The 18485-nt window shown below is 49.8% G+C and carries 17 protein-coding genes and 4 pseudogenes; 3 read left to right on the plus strand and 18 right to left on the minus strand.

Annotated elements, in window-relative coordinates; genetic code table 11:
* The first annotated feature begins 70 nt into the window (after window positions 1-70).
* Both sul2 and G0029_RS15255 read left to right on the plus strand, forming a co-directional pair.
* Window positions 71-886 (plus strand): sulfonamide-resistant dihydropteroate synthase Sul2, encoded by an 816-nt coding sequence (gene sul2 / locus G0029_RS15250; RefSeq protein ID WP_001043260.1) that lies wholly within the window; start codon window positions 71-73, stop codon window positions 884-886.
* Window positions 887-972: 86 nt separating this feature from the next.
* A complete protein-coding gene (locus tag G0029_RS15255; RefSeq protein ID WP_000251875.1) occupies window positions 973-1275 on the plus strand; it encodes a phosphoglucosamine mutase in 303 nt (100 codons plus the stop codon).
* A gap of 175 nt (window positions 1276-1450) precedes the next feature.
* Here the strand turns inward: G0029_RS15255 and G0029_RS15265 are convergent, their stop codons facing one another.
* The 6 genes from G0029_RS15265 to G0029_RS15290 all read right to left on the minus strand — a co-directional run bounded on the left by G0029_RS15265 (window position 1451) and on the right by G0029_RS15290 (window position 6988).
* A complete protein-coding gene (locus G0029_RS15265; RefSeq protein WP_015344975.1) occupies window positions 1451-2944 on the minus strand; it encodes an IS91-like element ISVsa3 family transposase in 1494 nt (497 codons plus the stop codon).
* Between the two features lie 210 nt (window positions 2945-3154).
* Window positions 3155-3379 (minus strand): hypothetical protein, encoded by a 225-nt coding sequence (locus tag G0029_RS15270; protein ID WP_000743213.1) that lies wholly within the window; start codon window positions 3377-3379, stop codon window positions 3155-3157.
* Entirely contained in the window at window positions 3376-4113 is a 738-nt protein-coding gene (locus tag G0029_RS15275) for a recombinase family protein (protein WP_172691663.1), read from the minus strand. The genes G0029_RS15270 and G0029_RS15275 overlap by 4 nt, the downstream gene beginning before the upstream one ends.
* A gap of 148 nt (window positions 4114-4261) precedes the next feature.
* A complete protein-coding gene (locus G0029_RS15280; RefSeq protein WP_024160783.1) occupies window positions 4262-5428 on the minus strand; it encodes a tetracycline-inactivating monooxygenase Tet(X3) in 1167 nt (388 codons plus the stop codon).
* Window positions 5429-5617: 189 nt separating this feature from the next.
* Window positions 5618-6211: a tyrosine-type recombinase/integrase gene (locus G0029_RS15285; RefSeq protein ID WP_205779272.1), complete on the minus strand. Its 594-nt coding sequence runs from the start codon at window positions 6209-6211 to the stop codon at window positions 5618-5620.
* A 72-nt stretch (window positions 6212-6283) separates the two neighbouring features.
* The gene (locus tag G0029_RS15290) at window positions 6284-6988 is read right to left on the minus strand and encodes an IS6-like element IS26 family transposase (protein ID WP_001067855.1); all 705 of its coding nucleotides are present in this window, start codon (window positions 6986-6988) and stop codon (window positions 6284-6286) included.
* Between the two features lie 129 nt (window positions 6989-7117).
* On the opposite strand from G0029_RS15290, the gene G0029_RS15295 reads away from it, so the two are divergent.
* Complete coding sequence (locus G0029_RS15295; protein WP_000018323.1) at window positions 7118-7933, plus strand: APH(3')-I family aminoglycoside O-phosphotransferase; 816 nt, start codon at window positions 7118-7120, stop codon at window positions 7931-7933.
* A gap of 136 nt (window positions 7934-8069) precedes the next feature.
* Here the strand turns inward: G0029_RS15295 and G0029_RS15300 are convergent, their stop codons facing one another.
* The 12 genes and pseudogenes from G0029_RS15300 to G0029_RS15365 all read right to left on the minus strand — a co-directional run.
* Window positions 8070-8417, minus strand: coding sequence for a LysR substrate-binding domain-containing protein (locus G0029_RS15300; RefSeq protein WP_001016278.1), 348 nt, complete (start codon window positions 8415-8417; stop codon window positions 8070-8072).
* Between the two features lie 93 nt (window positions 8418-8510).
* Window positions 8511-9215: an IS6-like element IS26 family transposase gene (locus tag G0029_RS15305; protein ID WP_001067855.1), complete on the minus strand. Its 705-nt coding sequence runs from the start codon at window positions 9213-9215 to the stop codon at window positions 8511-8513.
* Between the two features lie 61 nt (window positions 9216-9276).
* Window positions 9277-9630, minus strand: a pseudogene (locus G0029_RS15310) (transposase zinc-binding domain-containing protein); the annotation flags it as partial.
* 111 nt (window positions 9631-9741) lie between these two features.
* Window positions 9742-10218 (minus strand): annotated as a pseudogene (locus tag G0029_RS15315) (GMP synthase (glutamine-hydrolyzing)); the annotation flags it as partial.
* A gap of 56 nt (window positions 10219-10274) precedes the next feature.
* Window positions 10275-11135, minus strand: coding sequence for a macrolide hydrolase EstT (estT, locus tag G0029_RS15320; RefSeq protein ID WP_077782102.1), 861 nt, complete (start codon window positions 11133-11135; stop codon window positions 10275-10277).
* Window positions 11136-11152: 17 nt separating this feature from the next.
* A complete protein-coding gene (tet(X), locus tag G0029_RS15325) occupies window positions 11153-12289 on the minus strand; it encodes a tetracycline-inactivating monooxygenase Tet(X) (protein ID WP_044502094.1) in 1137 nt (378 codons plus the stop codon).
* Between the two features lie 23 nt (window positions 12290-12312).
* A complete protein-coding gene (locus tag G0029_RS15330; RefSeq protein ID WP_044502095.1) occupies window positions 12313-12690 on the minus strand; it encodes a hypothetical protein in 378 nt (125 codons plus the stop codon).
* A 570-nt stretch (window positions 12691-13260) separates the two neighbouring features.
* Window positions 13261-14754, minus strand: a complete 1494-nt coding sequence (locus G0029_RS15340) for an IS91-like element ISVsa3 family transposase (protein ID WP_015344975.1) — start codon at window positions 14752-14754, stop codon at window positions 13261-13263.
* A 111-nt stretch (window positions 14755-14865) separates the two neighbouring features.
* Window positions 14866-15171: a LysR family transcriptional regulator gene (locus tag G0029_RS15345; protein WP_001255015.1), complete on the minus strand. Its 306-nt coding sequence runs from the start codon at window positions 15169-15171 to the stop codon at window positions 14866-14868.
* A gap of 27 nt (window positions 15172-15198) precedes the next feature.
* A pseudogene (gene floR / locus G0029_RS15350) lies at window positions 15199-16161 on the minus strand (chloramphenicol/florfenicol efflux MFS transporter FloR); the annotation flags it as partial.
* A gap of 74 nt (window positions 16162-16235) precedes the next feature.
* Window positions 16236-17111, minus strand: coding sequence for an SDR family oxidoreductase (locus tag G0029_RS15355; protein WP_078081115.1), 876 nt, complete (start codon window positions 17109-17111; stop codon window positions 16236-16238).
* A 509-nt stretch (window positions 17112-17620) separates the two neighbouring features.
* A pseudogene (locus G0029_RS15365) lies at window positions 17621-18451 on the minus strand (IS91-like element ISVsa3 family transposase); the annotation flags it as partial.
* Window positions 18452-18485 lie beyond the last annotated feature (34 nt).

The raw sequence follows: 18485 nt of genomic DNA on the forward strand, positions 1-18485 counted from the left end.
CAATTATTGTGACATTATTTCAATGAGTTATCTATTTTTGTCGTGTACAGAGATTATTATAGAAGCCCCCATGAATAAATCGCTCATCATTTTCGGCATCGTCAACATAACCTCGGACAGTTTCTCCGATGGAGGCCGGTATCTGGCGCCAGACGCAGCCATTGCGCAGGCGCGTAAGCTGATGGCCGAGGGGGCAGATGTGATCGACCTCGGTCCGGCATCCAGCAATCCCGACGCCGCGCCTGTTTCGTCCGACACAGAAATCGCGCGTATCGCGCCGGTGCTGGACGCGCTCAAGGCAGATGGCATTCCCGTCTCGCTCGACAGTTATCAACCCGCGACGCAAGCCTATGCCTTGTCGCGTGGTGTGGCCTATCTCAATGATATTCGCGGTTTTCCAGACGCTGCGTTCTATCCGCAATTGGCGAAATCATCTGCCAAACTCGTCGTTATGCATTCGGTGCAAGACGGGCAGGCAGATCGGCGCGAGGCACCCGCTGGCGACATCATGGATCACATTGCGGCGTTCTTTGACGCGCGCATCGCGGCGCTGACGGGTGCCGGTATCAAACGCAACCGCCTTGTCCTTGATCCCGGCATGGGGTTTTTTCTGGGGGCTGCTCCCGAAACCTCGCTCTCGGTGCTGGCGCGGTTCGATGAATTGCGGCTGCGCTTCGATTTGCCGGTGCTTCTGTCTGTTTCGCGCAAATCCTTTCTGCGCGCGCTCACAGGCCGTGGTCCGGGGGATGTCGGGGCCGCGACACTCGCTGCAGAGCTTGCCGCCGCCGCAGGTGGAGCTGACTTCATCCGCACACACGAGCCGCGCCCCTTGCGCGACGGGCTGGCGGTATTGGCGGCGCTGAAAGAAACCGCAAGAATTCGTTAACTGCACATTCGGGATATTTCTCTATATTCGCGGTTCAGCAGGCATGTCCCCTTTGAGGGCGACCCGACGACAGGATAATCGACCTTATGGTGCGCAAATATTTCGGCACAGACGGTATTCGTGGCAAAGCCAACGAAGGCGCGATGACGGCGGAAACCGCCTTGCGCGTCGGCATGGCGGCTGGCCGTGTCTTTCGTCGCGGTGACCACCGCCATCGTGTCGTGATCGGCAAGGATACGCGCCTGTCGGGCTATATGCTTGAACCCGCGCTCACAGCCGGTTTCACCTCGATGGGCATGGACGTATTCCTTTTTGGCCCGCTGCCGACAACGTATAGGAAGAATAAACGCCCTTTTCACCCAAGTCCAACAGCTTTGGACCGCAGTTGACTCTTTCGACACCCCTGCGATGCAACCCAATCCGGCTGACGGGGAGCCAGCAACGCTGAAAATTTACCCTCCTCTTTCCCACTAGCGGCTCCTTTTCCGACAACCAGCACGGCGGATCCCTGCCGCGGCGCTGTGAACGCAGCATTTTGATTGGTATCGTTGGCCTTCAGGCTCGTCAGTCAAACAGACCCAGGAGCAGCTCAGCCGGTGGCGCCCGGCTTTCGGGTAACGCCCTGGTCCCGCTGGTTTCGGCTTTGTGCTTCAGGTGATCAAGGATCTGCTTGATCACTATAGGGTCTTCAATGCAGGCGATGACTTTCATGGCGCCGCCGCAGCCGCTGCAGGTCTCGATGTCGATATTGAAAACACGCTTGAGCCGTTGCGCCCATGTCATCGACGCTCGCCGTTGTGCTGGTGTTGCCGGTTCATCAGCCACCCTGACCTTGTTGCCCCTGCCCCGTTTTGCCGGCGTGACCAACGCCCGGTGCCGACTGTTGGGTGCGAACACCCCGTGGAAGCGGGTTAGGTTGACTCTGGGCTTCGGTACCAGGGCGGCCAGCCTTGCAATGAAATCCAATGGTTCGAAAATGACGTGCGTGGTGCCGTCCCGGTACGGCGTCTTGAGCTGGTAGCGCACGTTGCCGCCTCGTGTTAACGACAGCCGCTTCTCGGATACCGCCGGGCGGCTGATGTACCGGCACAGCCGTTCGAGCTTCTTGCGTTCATCGGCCCTGGCCGCCACGCCGGCGTGCAGGCTGAACCCGGCTACCTTGCCAATCCCGTCACCGAACGGATCACCACTGGTCGGCAGAGTTTGCAAAGTGAACACCTTTCGCCCCGCCTGTGAACCGACAGCGATACGGTAAGTGATCGAGTGCCCCAGCAGGGGTGTCATCGGGTCGTCATCCACCGCATCCGAGGCCAGATAGCTGTTTTCGACATCCCGTTCCAGCAGGCCTTGCCGTTCCAGATAGCGACCCACCCGGTGGGCGATGGTGTGCGTCAGCTGGGTGAGCTCTGGGCTGGTCGGCGCCTTGACCCAGCGGAAACGCGCTGAGCCGTGGGATTGCTCGACATACACACCGTCGAGAAACAGCATGTGGAAGTGAACATTCAGATTGAGCGCCGATCCAAAACGCTGGATCAGGGTGACCGCGCCCGTCTTGGCCACTTGGTGGGTATGGCCCGCTTTCTTGACCAGGTGCGTGGCAATGACGCGGTAAACGATGCCCAGCACCCACCCCATGATCTCGGGCCGGCTGGCAAACAGGAAACGCAGCTGAAACGGGAAGCTCAACACCCACTGACGCATGGGTTGTTCAGGCAGTACTTCATCAACCAGCAAGGCGGCACTTTCGGCCATCCGCCGCGCCCCACAGCTCGGGCAGAAACCGCGACGCTTACAGCTGAAAGCGACCAGGTGCTCGGCGTGGCAAGACTCGCAGCGAACCCGTAGAAAGCCATGCTCCAGCCGCCCGCATTGGAGAAATTCTTCAAATTCCCGTTGCACATAGCCCGGCAATTCCTTTCCCTGCTCTGCCATAAGCGCAGCGAATGCCGGGTAATACTCGTCAACGATCTGATAGAGAAGGGTTTGCTCGGGTCGGTGGCTCTGGTAACGACCAGTATCCCGATCCCGGCTGGCCGTCCTGGCCGCCACATGAGGCATGTTCCGCGTCCTTGCAATACTGTGTTTACATACAGTCTATCGCTTAGCGGAAAGTTCTTTTACCCTCAGCCGAAATGCCTGCCGTTGCTAGACATTGCCAGCCAGTGCCCGTCACTCCCACTCGATTGTAAACAAGCACACAAAACCCTTTAGTGACAACAATTTGCAAGAACTATCAGGCTCAGTGCCATGAAAAATACCATGACCAGATCATGAGGTTGAACACGGCTTGCGCCGGCAGCGTTCACGCTCCTGGTCGGCGATCTCGCCCGGCTGCAATGCTAGCTCAGCATCGGTCATGCGCTCCAGCACGTCGCGTAGGCGGATGGTGCAAGGAATGGGCGGCAGCTCGAACTCATAGCCGCCGGCGATCATTTCGGCCGCAATCTCCTCGGTGATGAAAAACGGCTCGTCGTCTTGGTTCGGCTTCTTCATGCCCTTTCCTCCTGGCGCTCATCCTGGCCGACAGCGGCCAGGGCATCGGCTTCCGTCAATGCGTCCTCCACGAACGCGCCGTGCTGCTTCGCTTCGGCCTGGCTGACCTCGGCCCATATCCGTTTCACCTGGGTCGCACTGTACCCGGCCAGCTCGGCGGTCTTGTTGATGCTGTAGCCGGACTTGCGCAGCGCGACAACTTGGGCGCGGCGCTTCGGATCAGCACGGCGGCCCTTGTACCGCCCGGCCTGGCGGGCCAACTCAATGCCTTGGCGCTGGCGTTCGCGCCTGTCCTCGTAGTCGTCGCGGGCCATCTGCAAGGCCAGGCGAAAAAGCATGATCTGCACGGCTTCCAGCACGATCTTGGCGACGCCCTGGGCCTCGGCCGCCAGGTCGGATAGATCGACCACGCCAGGGACGGCCAGGCGTGCGCCTTTGGCCTGTATCGAGGCCACCAGGCGCTCGGCCTCGGGCAAAGGTAGGCGGCTGATGCGGTCGATCTTCTCGGCAATGACCACCTCGCCGGGCTGTAGGTCGCCGATCATGCGCAGCAGCTCAGGCCGGTCGGCGCGTGCGCCGGATGCCTTCTCACGGTAGATGCCGGCGACGTAGTAGCCGGCGGCCTTCGCGGCCGTAGTGATCGCCTCTTGGCGTTCCAAGTCCTGCGCGTCGGTGCTGACGCGCAGATAGACCCGCGCCACCATCGGCGCGGCTACTGGCTTCGTCCTGCGCATACTTGCGGGCTCCTTTGGGCATACTCAAATGCACCCATCTTAAACTGGCAGCTAATGTACAAAAGTTGATAGAAGCACACAAGTTCAATTTTGCACTTCTGCCCCACTATTGCAAAACTGCTTGTTAGTAGCCGTTTTTTCTTACTGTTTATAGATTCAATAATTTTTGAAACGAAAAATTGGGACTAAACATTTCGGTTTCGTTTTCTGTCGATTCGTCCTGCGTATCTTTTGCATAAACAAACATTTGTTGTTCGTAGTTTTCGATGGCATTTTCAATACTTGTAAATTCTCCGTTTGTAAGGTTTTCAGACAATATCAAAGCATCCAATAATCCCGTATTTACACCCTGTCCTGCAAAAGGCGACATCAAATGAGCAGCATCGCCAATCATTGTTATGGGTAATGGACGGTTACTTTTCCAATCATTGTTCAAAGGAAATTTCCTTGTGGGCAAGCATTGAAATGTTGATACCGAACGTATTAATTGTTTGTAAACTTCACTCCATTTGGAAAATCTTTTCAATAAAAAATCGGCAACGCTGTTTCTGTCCTGAAAATCTAAGGGAATTTTATTTTTCCATTCATCGGGCGTTTTAAAACTAATTCCTAAATACAATGCACCATTATTATTGGGATTGGCAAACAATAAAATGCCCTGATGTCCCGCCATTAATCGGTTGCCGTTGCATAGCTGAAAAAATCCGGGACAGTTTATTTCCGGTTGAAGAATATCAGCTTGGATGTTGAAAGTACCGGTTTCTTCAACTTGCGTGTCGGTAACAAAGCTCCTTATTTTCGACATTCCACCATTGGCAAGAATAACCAAATCTGCTGTTTCACTCGGTTTATTCTCAAAAGTTAGTGTCCACTTCTTCTTACCAGGTTCAAGCATAACAAGTTTTCTATCCCAAATAACCGTGTCGTTTTCTAAACTATTCAACAAGATAGCCCTTAAGTCATTTCTGTTTATTTCAGGATTGTCAAATCGATTTTCGGGCTTTACATTTTTTGTGGATAAAATATTGCCTTTTTCATCAGCAATATTTACACCCATTGGTAAGGCTAAGTCATAATAAGTTTGTAACAATCCCGCTTTTTTCATTGCTTCCTGACCTGAACCTTTGTGTAGGTCAAGGGTTCCACCAAAAATTCTTGCCTCTCGGTCGTTGTCTCTTTCGTAAACTGAAACGTCTATGCCGTTTTGCTGTAATAATTTTGCCATAGTCAGTCCAACGGGTCCACCACCAATTATTGCAACGTTCTTATCACTAAGTAAATTCATTTGTTTGTCTGTATCTATTCGCATTGTCATTCAAAAATGGCACATAACAAGTGGCTATACGCCAAATGGCGTATATATCCACTATATCTTATTTTGCTAAACCTTTCATTATCAGTGACAAATCCGTTTTCAACCGTTTACCGTTCGTTTCTACTCTCTCAAAAGGATTTATATTCATAGTGCTTTTTGTTAAGTTTTGCTCAAATATACAAATCCTTTCTATATATCTAACAAATCCATCGGACTTTTTAATTGTTCCATTCCCTTGGTGGTAATATGTGTATAAACCTCAGTTGTTTTACTGCTTGAATGACCTAACAACGATTGAATATAACGTAAACTCGTACCATTCTCAAGCAAATGCGTTGCAAAGCTATGTCGTAAGGTATGTACAGTAACTTCCTTTTGAATCTTTGCTTTTAAAACAGCTGCTTTAAAAATGTTTTGAATACTTCGGCTTGAGTATGCGCCACCTTTTTGACCTTCAAATAAATAATCTTTTGGTTTATATTCCATAAAGTATGTTCTTAAAATAATTAATGTTTTCTCAGATAAAATGGTATAACGATCTCTTTTTCCTTTTGACTGTTCTATACGAATTTGCATGCGCTTGGAGTCAATGTCTTTTATTTTCAGGTTTATACATTCAGAAATGCGCAAACCTGCCGAATAAATAGTCATCAGAATAGCCTTGTGTTTCACGTTTTCAATAGCGCGTAGTACCCGAATGGTTTCTTCTTCACTCATCACAACAGGAAGTGTTTTTTCTTTTTTTGGTCTTTCGATGAAATATGTTTTCCGTTGTCCACCCAAAACACGTTCGTAATAAAACTGGCACTGTTGCAAAGTTAGCGATGAGGCAGCCTTTTGTCTTATTCAAAGGCCTTACATTTCAAAAACTCTGCTTACCAGGCGCATTTCGCCCAGGGGATCACCATAATAAAATGCTGAGGCCTGGCCTTTGCGTAGTGCACGCATCACCTCAATACCTTTGATGGTGGCGTAAGCCGTCTTCATGGATTTAAATCCCAGCGTGGCGCCGATTATCCGTTTCAGTTTGCCATGATCGCATTCAATCACGTTGTTCCGGTACTTAATCTGTCGGTGTTCAACGTCAGACGGGCACCGGCCTTCGCGTTTGAGCAGAGCAAGCGCGCGACCATAGGCGGGCGCTTTATCCGTGTTGATGAATCGCGGGATCTGCCACTTCTTCACGTTGTTGAGGATTTTACCCAGAAACCGGTATGCAGCTTTGCTGTTACGACGGGAGGAGAGATAAAAATCGACAGTGCGGCCCCGGCTGTCGACGGCCCGGTACAGATACGCCCAGCGGCCATTGACCTTCACGTAGGTTTCATCCATGTGCCACGGGCAAAGATCGGAAGGGTTACGCCAGTACCAGCGCAGCCGTTTTTCCATTTCAGGCGCATAACGCTGAACCCAGCGGTAAATCGTGGAGTGATCGACATTCACTCCGCGTTCAGCCAGCATCTCCTGCAGCTCACGGTAACTGATGCCGTATTTGCAGTACCAGCGTACGGCCCACAGAATGATGTCACGCTGAAAATGCCGGCCTTTGAATGGGTTCATGTGCAGCTCCATCAGCAAAAGGGGATGATAAGTTTATCACCACCGACTATTTGCAACAGTGCCGATAAAAATATATCATCATGAACAATAAAACTGTCTGCTTACATAAACAGTAATACAAGGGGTGTTATGAGCCATATTCAACGGGAAACGTCTTGCTCGAGGCCGCGATTAAATTCCAACCTGGATGCTGATTTATATGGGTATAGATGGGCTCGCGATAATGTCGGGCAATCAGGTGCGACAATCTATCGATTGTATGGGAAGCCCGATGCGCCAGAGTTGTTTCTGAAACATGGCAAAGGTAGCGTTGCCAATGATGTTACAGATGAGATGGTCAGACTAAACTGGCTGACGGCATTTATGCCTCTTCCGACCATCAAGCATTTTATCCGTACTCCTGATGATGCATGGTTACTCACCACTGCGATCCCCGGGAAAACAGCATTCCAGGTATTAGAAGAATATCCTGATTCAGGTGAAAATATTGTTGATGCGCTGGCAGCGTTCCTGCGCCGGTTGCATTCGATTCCTGTTTGTAATTGTCCTTTTAACAGCGATCGCGCATTTCGTCTCGCTCAGGCGCAATCACGAATGAATAACGGTTTGGTTGATGCGAGTGATTTTGATGACGAGCGTAATGGCTGGCCTGTTGAACAAGTCTGGAAAGAAATGCATAAGCTTTTGCCATTCTCACCGGATTCAGTCGTCACTCATGGTGATTTCTCACTTGATAACCTTATTTTTGACGAGGGGAAATTAATAGGTTGTATTGATGTTGGACGAGTCGGAATCGCAGACCGATACCAGGATCTTGCCATCCTATGGAACTGCCTCGGTGAGTTTTCTCCTTCATTACAGAAACGGCTTTTTCAAAAATATGGTATTGATAATCCTGATATGAATAAATTGCAGTTTCATTTGATGCTCGATGAGTTTTTCTAATCAGAATTGGTTAATTGGTTGTAACACTGGCAGAGCATTACGCTGACTTGACGGGACGGCGCTTCCCTACCCTCATGGCCGCCTCCCAGGAATCGACCCAGGTGCTTATCGTGGACATAATCCTTTACTCATAAATTTATCTTATTCCATTATTGTACCTGTCACGCAAAACTTGCAGAAAAGCCATAAACGCAGGAGAATCCTGTCGGCGGTGAGGATAATAAATATGGTAGCCGTCAAAATATGGACACCACTCGGTCAGAACAGCAATCAGCTTGCCGCTTTTGATATATCCATCTGCAACATACTCGGGAATATAGGCAATCCCCAGCCCGTCTAATGCTGCATCGAGCTGATGAATCGTGCTGTTCGCAATATATTGCCCTTTGACTTTCAGACTGAATTTCTGAGCATCTTTCTCGAATTCCCAGGCGTACAATCCACTCGTATCAGAATAGCGGACGTTAATGCAGTTGTGGTTCAAAAGATCCTGCGGCTTCCTGGGCTTAGCATAACGCTTAAAATGGCACTGTTGCAAAGTTAGCGATGAGGCAGCCTTTTGTCTTATTCAAAGGCCTTACATTTCAAAAACTCTGCTTACCAGGCGCATTTCGCCCAGGGGATCACCATAATAAAATGCTGAGGCCTGGCCTTTGCGTAGTGCACGCATCACCTCAATACCTTTGATGGTGGCGTAAGCCGTCTTCATGGATTTAAATCCCAGCGTGGCGCCGATTATCCGTTTCAGTTTGCCATGATCGCATTCAATCACGTTGTTCCGGTACTTAATCTGTCGGTGTTCAACGTCAGACGGGCACCGGCCTTCGCGTTTGAGCAGAGCAAGCGCGCGACCATAGGCGGGCGCTTTATCCGTGTTGATGAATCGCGGGATCTGCCACTTCTTCACGTTGTTGAGGATTTTACCCAGAAACCGGTATGCAGCTTTGCTGTTACGACGGGAGGAGAGATAAAAATCGACAGTGCGGCCCCGGCTGTCGACGGCCCGGTACAGATACGCCCAGCGGCCATTGACCTTCACGTAGGTTTCATCCATGTGCCACGGGCAAAGATCGGAAGGGTTACGCCAGTACCAGCGCAGCCGTTTTTCCATTTCAGGCGCATAACGCTGAACCCAGCGGTAAATCGTGGAGTGATCGACATTCACTCCGCGTTCAGCCAGCATCTCCTGCAGCTCACGGTAACTGATGCCGTATTTGCAGTACCAGCGTACGGCCCACAGAATGATGTCACGCTGAAAATGCCGGCCTTTGAATGGGTTCATGTGCAGCTCCATCAGCAAAAGGGGATGATAAGTTTATCACCACCGACTATTTGCAACAGTGCCGTTCAGGCAGTACTTCATCAACCAGCAAGGCGGCACTTTCGGCCATCCGCCGCGCCCCACAGCTCGGGCAGAAACCGCGACGCTTACAGCTGAAAGCGACCAGGTGCTCGGCGTGGCAAGACTCGCAGCGAACCCGTAGAAAGCCATGCTCCAGCCGCCCGCATTGGAGAAATTCTTCAAATTCCCGTTGCACATAGCCCGGCAATTCCTTTCCCTGCTCTGCCATAAGCGCAGCGAATGCCGGGTAATACTCGTCAACGATCTGATAGAGAAGGGTTTGCTCGGGTCGGTGGCTCTGGTAACGACCAGTATCCCGATCCCGGCTGGCCGTCCTGGCCGCCACATGAGGCATGTTCCGCGTCCTTGCAATACTGTGTTTACATACAGTCTATCGCTTAGCGGAAAGTTCTTTTACCCTCAGCCGAAATGCCTGCCGTTGCTAGACATTGCCAGCCAGTGCCCGTCACTCCCACTCAATAGTTGCCGGCGGCTTTGAGGAAACATCGTAGGTTACCCGCGAAATACCGGGAATCTCATTAATGATGCGGCTAGAAACCGTTTCTAAAAACTCATACGGCAAGTGTGCCCAGCGCGCTGTCATAAAATCGATAGTTTCTACTGCGCGCAATGCCACCACATACTCATAGCGGCGGGCATCGCCCACTACGCCAACCGACTTCACTGGCAAGAATACAGCGAAGGCTTGGCTGGTTTTGTGATACAGGTCAGCGGCATACAGCTCTTCGATAAAGATGGCATCAGCCAAGCGCAACCTGTCGGCATATTCTTTTTTTACTTCGCCAAGAATACGCACACCCAAGCCAGGGCCAGGGAAGGGATGACGGTAAACCATGTCGTAGGGCAGACCTAACTCCATACCGATCTTGCGCACCTCATCTTTAAACAGCTCGCGCAGCGGCTCCACCAGCTTGAGCGTCATAACACATTGATATTAGCTTCAATCTCTAAACCGTTGATTTGGAAATACATAATACCCTATTTGTTCATTCTTTTGTTATTTGTTGTATGTTGCGTTATTCCATCAATAATTTTATTCCAATCTTCGAAATGTAGTTCGTGTCCGGTTCCATCAAGCGTTATTAGTTTTGAGCCGTTTATCTTTTCAAGTAAAACTGCTGAATTCTTAAAATGCCATATTTTATCGTCCGTTCCGTGTACAATTAAGGTTGGTTGATTGATTTCGCTCAATCTGTTCCAGTATTCTTCACCACCTTGCAGTGCCGCATGATTGAACATACTTATATAGTTATTAGCTCTTTTAAATTCGGCTCTAATCAGTTTTTCACTTCTTTGTTTGTCAAATTGTTTCCTGCCGCTCATCAATTCAGCACCTTGAATTAAATAATTTGCCACACTGTCTTCATTTGTCCAATCTACGGTTTCAGCTTTTCCGTGAAAATCTAAAATACGCGTATCCATTTCAGGAATTGTGGGGTCTGAGTCGCCCCAAGGACCTGATGAGATTAGTGTTATTGAACTTACCCTGTCGGCATATTTTATTGATGCTATTTGAGAAATCAGTCCGCCCAGTGAAATTCCCACAAAATTGGCTTTGACTATTTTATAGCCGTCCAAAATTGAAATAGCATCATGGGTTAAGTCAACAATATCATAGGGGGTTGAACCCGGTTCGTAATTAGTAGATTTTCCTACGTCCCTATTGTCGTAGCGAATAACAAAAAATCCCTTTTCAGATAGTTTCTGGCAAAATTCAGCATCCCAATACAACATGGATACCGTTGCTCCCGCAATCAAGAGTATTGCCGGATCTTTTTCACATCCAAAACTTTCGGTAAAAAGTCTTATTCCGTTTTTTTTAACTATTTTCTCTTTCATTTCCTCGCCTTTCTGTTTTATAGATTCATTAGTTTTTGGAAAGAAAAGTCGAGGCTGAACATTTCCGTTTCGTTTATTATTGATTCTGCCTGTGCTTCTCTTCCATAAGCAAACATTTGCTGTTCATAATTTTCAATAGCCTCTTCAATGCTGTTAAATTTCCCATTGGTCAGATTATCCGACAATATCAAGGCATCCATCAACCCACTGTTTACGCCTTGTCCTGCAAAAGGAGGCATCAAATGAGCAGCATCTCCAATCATCGTTATGGGTAATGGACGCTTACTTTTCCAAGACTTATCTAAGGGAAATATTCGTGTCGCTAACCCTACAAAAGATGATGTCAAACGAATCAGTTCTTTGTAGCGTTCGTCCCAATCGGAAAATTTTTTCAGGAGAAAATCAACGACACTATTTCTGTCTTGAAAATCTACCCGCGTTTTGCTTTTCCATTCATCAGGTGTTTTAAAACTTATTCCAAAATGCAATGCACCATTATTATTAGGATTCGCAAATAATAAATTACCTTGATGAGCAGCCATTAGCCGGTTTCCATTGCAAAGCTGAAAAAATCCAGGACAGTTCACCTCCGGTTGATGAATATCGGCTTGTATATTGAAAGTACCTGTTTCTTCAACTTCCGTGTCGGTAACAAATTTTCTTACTTTAGACATTCCACCATTGGCAATAATAACCAGATCTGCTGTTTCACTCGATTTATCCTCAAAAGTTAGTATCCACTTCTCCTTATCAGGTTCAAGGGTAACAAGTTTTCTATCCCAAATGACGGTATCATTTTGTAAACTATTTAATAGGATAGTCCTTAAGTCATTTCTGTTTATTTCAGGATTGTCAAAACGATTTTCGGGTCTTACATTTTTTGTGGTTAAAATATTGCCCTTTTCATCAACAATATTTACACCCATTGGTAAAGCTAAGTCATAATAAGTTTGTAACAATCCCGCTCTTTTCATTGCTTCCTGTCCCGAATCCCTGTGCAGATCAAGTGTCCCACCAAAAATCCTTGCATCTTGGTCTTTGTCTCTCTCGTAAACTGTAATGTCCACGCCGTTTTGCTGTAACAATCTCGCCATTGTTAATCCAACAGGCCCGGCACCAATTATTGTAATTTTTTTATGTTTTAGTAAAGTCATATTCTTGTTCGCTGGTTTTAATGTCAACTAATGTCTGTCAATTTAATCACTTTGTTTTTTTTAAATTCAAACACGGATTTTCCTGATAACTTTAGCTTTTGCCCTTTTTTTAAGCCGTTCGGAAAGTCAATTGCTAAAATTGCTGTATAATCAATTTCTATTTCAGTGCTGTTGTCAAAATGCCTAAACGATTTAACTGTCTGTGTTCTCTTTGCAAAGTATGTTTTTGCTGTTTCTGCCTGTTGTTTAAACGCTGTTAACCCTTTCAGCGATAAACTTATATCATTATTTTGAATGTTTTCAAAAACAATATTATCGTCAAGGTCTGCAACCATTTTTTTGATATCAAATTGGTTGTATCCATCGATGTAGTTATTGATGATGTTTACTCTGTCGGTCATATTTTGTAATTATTTATCGGTTACATATTGGTGTTGTCTGTAGGTTGTTCTACGATAATTGCCAACTTTTAACTTCTATACGAAGGAACATGTTGGGATACTTGAACTTTCGATTTAGCGCCAACACGAGCAAACCGAAGTTAGCACCTACTCTCTATTCAGCATATTTTTTAAAAATACTTGTGGCAATGTGTCCGCCAAAACCAAAAGTATTACTCATTGCGTAATTCACTTGCCGTTGTTGTGATTGGTGTAACGTCAAGTTAAATATATCCCTATATTCAGGTTCAATATCTACCGAATTGATTGTTGGCGGAACAATGTTATTCTGAACAACGTATAGGAAGAATAAACGCCCTTTTCACCCAAGTCCAACAGCTTTGGACCGCAGTTGACTCTTTCGACACCCCTGCGATGCAACCCAATCCGGCTGACGGGGAGCCAGCAACGCTGAAAATTTACCCTCCTCTTTCCCACTAGCGGCTCCTTTTCCGACAACCAGCACGGCGGATCCCTGCCGCGGCGCTGTGAACGCAGCATTTTGATTGGTATCGTTGGCCTTCAGGCTCGTCAGTCAAACAGACCCAGGAGCAGCTCAGCCGGTGGCGCCCGGCTTTCGGGTAACGCCCTGGTCCCGCTGGTTTCGGCTTTGTGCTTCAGGTGATCAAGGATCTGCTTGATCACTATAGGGTCTTCAATGCAGGCGATGACTTTCATGGCGCCGCCGCAGCCGCTGCAGGTCTCGATGTCGATATTGAAAACACGCTTGAGCCGTTGCGCCCATGTCATCGACGCTCGCCGTTGTGCTGGTGTTGCCGGTTCATCAGCCACCCTGACCTTGTTGCCCCTGCCCCGTTTTGCCGGCGTGACCAACGCCCGGTGCCGACTGTTGGGTGCGAACACCCCGTGGAAGCGGGTTAGGTTGACTCTGGGCTTCGGTACCAGGGCGGCCAGCCTTGCAATGAAATCCAATGGTTCGAAAATGACGTGCGTGGTGCCGTCCCGGTACGGCGTCTTGAGCTGGTAGCGCACGTTGCCGCCTCGTGTTAACGACAGCCGCTTCTCGGATACCGCCGGGCGGCTGATGTACCGGCACAGCCGTTCGAGCTTCTTGCGTTCATCGGCCCTGGCCGCCACGCCGGCGTGCAGGCTGAACCCGGCTACCTTGCCAATCCCGTCACCGAACGGATCACCACTGGTCGGCAGAGTTTGCAAAGTGAACACCTTTCGCCCCGCCTGTGAACCGACAGCGATACGGTAAGTGATCGAGTGCCCCAGCAGGGGTGTCATCGGGTCGTCATCCACCGCATCCGAGGCCAGATAGCTGTTTTCGACATCCCGTTCCAGCAGGCCTTGCCGTTCCAGATAGCGACCCACCCGGTGGGCGATGGTGTGCGTCAGCTGGGTGAGCTCTGGGCTGGTCGGCGCCTTGACCCAGCGGAAACGCGCTGAGCCGTGGGATTGCTCGACATACACACCGTCGAGAAACAGCATGTGGAAGTGAACATTCAGATTGAGCGCCGATCCAAAACGCTGGATCAGGGTGACCGCGCCCGTCTTGGCCACTTGGTGGGTATGGCCCGCTTTCTTGACCAGGTGCGTGGCAATGACGCGGTAAACGATGCCCAGCACCCACCCCATGATCTCGGGCCGGCTGGCAAACAGGAAACGCAGCTGAAACGGGAAGCTCAACACCCACTGACGCATGGGTTGTTCAGGCAGTACTTCATCAACCAGCAAGGCGGCACTTTCGGCCATCCGCCGCGCCCCACAGCTCGGGCAGAAACCGCGACGCTTACAGCTGAAAGCGACCAGGTGCTCGGCGTGGCAAGACTCGCAGCGAACCCGTAGAAAGCCATGCTCCAGCCGCCCGCATTGGAGAAATTCTTCAAATTCCCGTTGCACATAGCCCGGCAATTCCTTTCCCTGCTCTGCCATAAGCGCAGCGAATGCCGGGTAATACTCGTCAACGATCTGATAGAGAAGGGTTTGCTCGGGTCGGTGGCTCTGGTAACGACCAGTATCCCGATCCCGGCTGGCCGTCCTGGCCGCCACATGAGGCATGTTCCGCGTCCTTGCAATACTGTGTTTACATACAGTCTATCGCTTAGCGGAAAGTTCTTTTACCCTCAGCCGAAATGCCTGCCGTTGCTAGACATTGCCAGCCAGTGCCCGTCACTCCGCGGTCTTCACTGCGTGATCGAGTTGATCGACACCCGCCGTGACACGCTCCATGAAGTGCCTGCCTGCGTCTGTTAGCCGAACGCCCCGCGCATGGCGCTCAAATAGCAGGACACCAAGGTTATCCTCCAGCGCTTTCACACGCGCGCTGACGCTCGACTGGCTGATACCAAGTGCCTTGGCCGCATGCCGAAAATTCAGATGCTCGGCGACGGCGATGAACTGAACAAGGGAAATGAGCGGTATCCTGCCAGACAGGATACCGACATTCACGAGGTTTCGATGGTTAGTGCGCCGCATCGGAGCGGGCCTGCTACCAGTCGTCGGTTAGACGACTGGCGACTTCTCGGTGGCAGCCCCACGGAGCCGAAGGAGCACCAGCCCCAACGAAACCAGTACCGCCATCGCCGTGGCGTAACAGATCACGGGCCACGCTGTGTCACCGTTTAAAAGTGCCACCGCCAATGTCCCGACAATGCTGACTATCAGGCTTTGAACGCAGAAGTAGAACGCGACCGCTGATCCCGCGATGTCGTCGAACTCTGCCAAAGCGCCGTTCGCGGTAACGGACACCGTGAAGACAATACCGACCGCGACAACCCACATCGGTAGGATGAAGGTGAGGAATGACGGCGAGCCGTAAAGTTCGCCGATCCCCAACAGGACCGCTCCGCAAACAAGCAACGCCATCCCACGCGCCACGCATCCTGCGATGCCCCATCTGGCGACAAAGGACTTCGCGAAACGGGTTGTCACGATCATTACAAGCGCGACAGTGGCGAAGGCAAAGCTGAATCCGATCTCGGAATATTCCGCTTGGCCTATGAGCACACGGGGAGCCGTCGAGAAGAAGACGAAGAAGGTGCCCATACCGGCGCTAAAGCCGACAGTGTAAACCCAAAAAGCCGGACTCGCGAAGATCGGCAAGACAGATCGGCGCGTCTTGACTTGATCCAGAGGGCGGGTTTCGTACCACCTGAAACCCGCATTTAGGAGTGCGAGCATCGCCAGTATAGCCAAAGTAATGAATATCGCCTGCCATCCCAAGAACTCGCCGATCAATGCTCCGGCGATAGGGCCGAGCGCAGGCACGAACGCCAGCATCGAACTGAAAAGGCCGTAGATGACGACACCCTCAGGACGGTTGGCATAAACGTCGCGAACCGTCGCGAACGTCGCCACCAGCATGGCCGACGCGCCCACTGCTTGAAGTAGACGGAAAGCGACAAAGGCCGGTGCAGTTGAAGACCAAGCTGCTCCCAGAGACGCAATGACGAAAGCCGTTGCGCCCGGCGATTAAGTTAATAAACATATTAAATCATTAATTAGTTTTTGTAGTTTAGAGAGTTTATTTCTTAGGGTTTCTATTCCTCAATTATTCCGTATCCTTCTGGTGCAGGAATCCCATGTTCCGAAGAACGACTGACTGATTCCCACTCTTTCCATGTAAATATACGTTTTTCTGCATTTTCAACAGCTAAATCATATACAAGGCTTCCCAGAACTAATCGGAGAGGCGGATTCTCACTATTAACCAGTTTCATTATAGCTTCGGCGGCTAACTTAGGATCACTATCCACCGATTCGTTTGAATATTGTTGGGCCAACTTTTCACGTAATGAATCATACTCTTTTTTCTGTGTAGTAAAACTCATTTTTAAGTATAGATTCGTCCAGTAACCTCCAGGTTCTACGATAGATACTTTTATACCAAAATGTGCAGCTTCTTGTGCTAAAGCCTCGCTAAATCCTTCTAAAGCAAATTTACTAGCGCTATAGATTCCCGACATTGGACCACTAATCAGTCCACCAATACTAGATATCTGGATAATATGACCTGATTCTTGTGCCCGCAAGTACGGCATAACAGCTTGACTTACCCATACTGTACCGAAGAAATTAGTTTCCATTTGGCTTCTAACTTCATCTTCACTAAATTCTTCAATCATTCCCATTACCATATTCCCTGCATTGTTAATGACAATATCGAGTCTTCCAAAATGTTTAATGGCAGTTTCCACTGTAGTCGAAACAGCACTTCTATCAGTAACATCAAGACTTAAAGGAAGTAACATTCCTTCAAACTGGCATTTTAACTCATTCAGTTTTTCAATATTTCTAGCAACACCAACAACCTTCTCTCCTGACTCCAATGCTTTTTTTGTGAATTCGTATCCTAGTCCACTGCTTGCACCTGTAATAAACCACACACGTGTATTTTCATTGTTATTAAATGTCATAAATAATCTCCTCCATTAATCATGTAATATTGGTATCATTCAATACCAATTTAAAACAAACAAAATAAAGAGCACAGGCAATCTGCCTATGCTCTAAATATAGAAATATAAAATTTCAACAGGATTAATCCGATTGTTGGTATCACAAATAAGCCATCAAATTCATTGATGTACCCTTTTCTACGAAGTGTCATGGGAGATCTCCCTTTAAAATAAAAAAGAGGAAGATTCCTCTCCCCCTTTTTACTATAACCGTATAATAAAGGTTTCCTATACGTATAGGAAGAATAAACGCCCTTTTCACCCAAGTCCAACAGCTTTGGACCGCAGTTGACTCTTTCGACACCCCTGCGATGCAACCCAATCCGGCTGACGGGGAGCCAGCAACGCTGAAAATTTACCCTCCTCTTTCCCACTAGCGGCTCCTTTTCCGACAACCAGCACGGCGGATCCCTGCCGCGGCGCTGTGAACGCAGCATTTTGATTGGTATCGTTGGCCTTCAGGCTCGTCAGTCAAACAGACCCAGGAGCAGCTCAGCCGGTGGCGCCCGGCTTTCGGGTAACGCCCTGGTCCCGCTGGTTTCGGCTTTGTGCTTCAGGTGATCAAGGATCTGCTTGATCACTATAGGGTCTTCAATGCAGGCGATGACTTTCATGGCGCCGCCGCAGCCGCTGCAGGTCTCGATGTCGATATTGAAAACACGCTTGAGCCGTTGCGCCCATGTCATCGACGCTCGCCGTTGTGCTGGTGTTGCCGGTTCATCAGCCACCCTGACCTTGTTGCCCCTGCCCCGTTTTGCCGGCGTGACCAACGCCCGGTGCCGACTGTTGGGTGCGAACACCCCGTGGAAGCGGGTTAGGTTGACTCTGGGCTTCGGTACCAGGGCGGCCAGCCTTGCAATGAAATCCAATGGTTCGAAAATGACGTGCGTGGTGCCGTCCCGGTACGGCGTCTTGAGCTGGTAGCGCACGTTGCCGCCTCGTGTTAACGACAGCCGCTTCTCGGATACCGCCGGGCGGCTGATGTACCGGCACAGCCGTTCGAGCTTCTTGCGTTCATCGGCCCTGGCCGCCACGCCGGCGTGCAGGCTGAACCCGGCTACCTTGCCAATCCCGTCACCGAACGGATCACCACTGGTCGGCAGAGTTTGCAAAGTGAACACCTTTCGCCCCGCCTGTGAACCGACAGCGATACGGTAAGTGATCGAGTGCCCCAGCAGGGGTGTCATCGGGTCGTCATCCACCGCATCCGAGGCCAGATAGCTGTTTTCGACATCCCGTTCCAGCAGGCCTTGCCGTTCCAGATAGCGACCCACCCGGTGGGCGATGGTGTGCGTCAGCGGCACTGTTGCAAATAACCACGAATGGTAAGCT

The organism is Acinetobacter sp. YH12138 (assembly GCF_015218525.1).
GTDB classification, from domain to species: Bacteria; Pseudomonadota; Gammaproteobacteria; order Pseudomonadales; family Moraxellaceae; genus Acinetobacter; species Acinetobacter amyesii.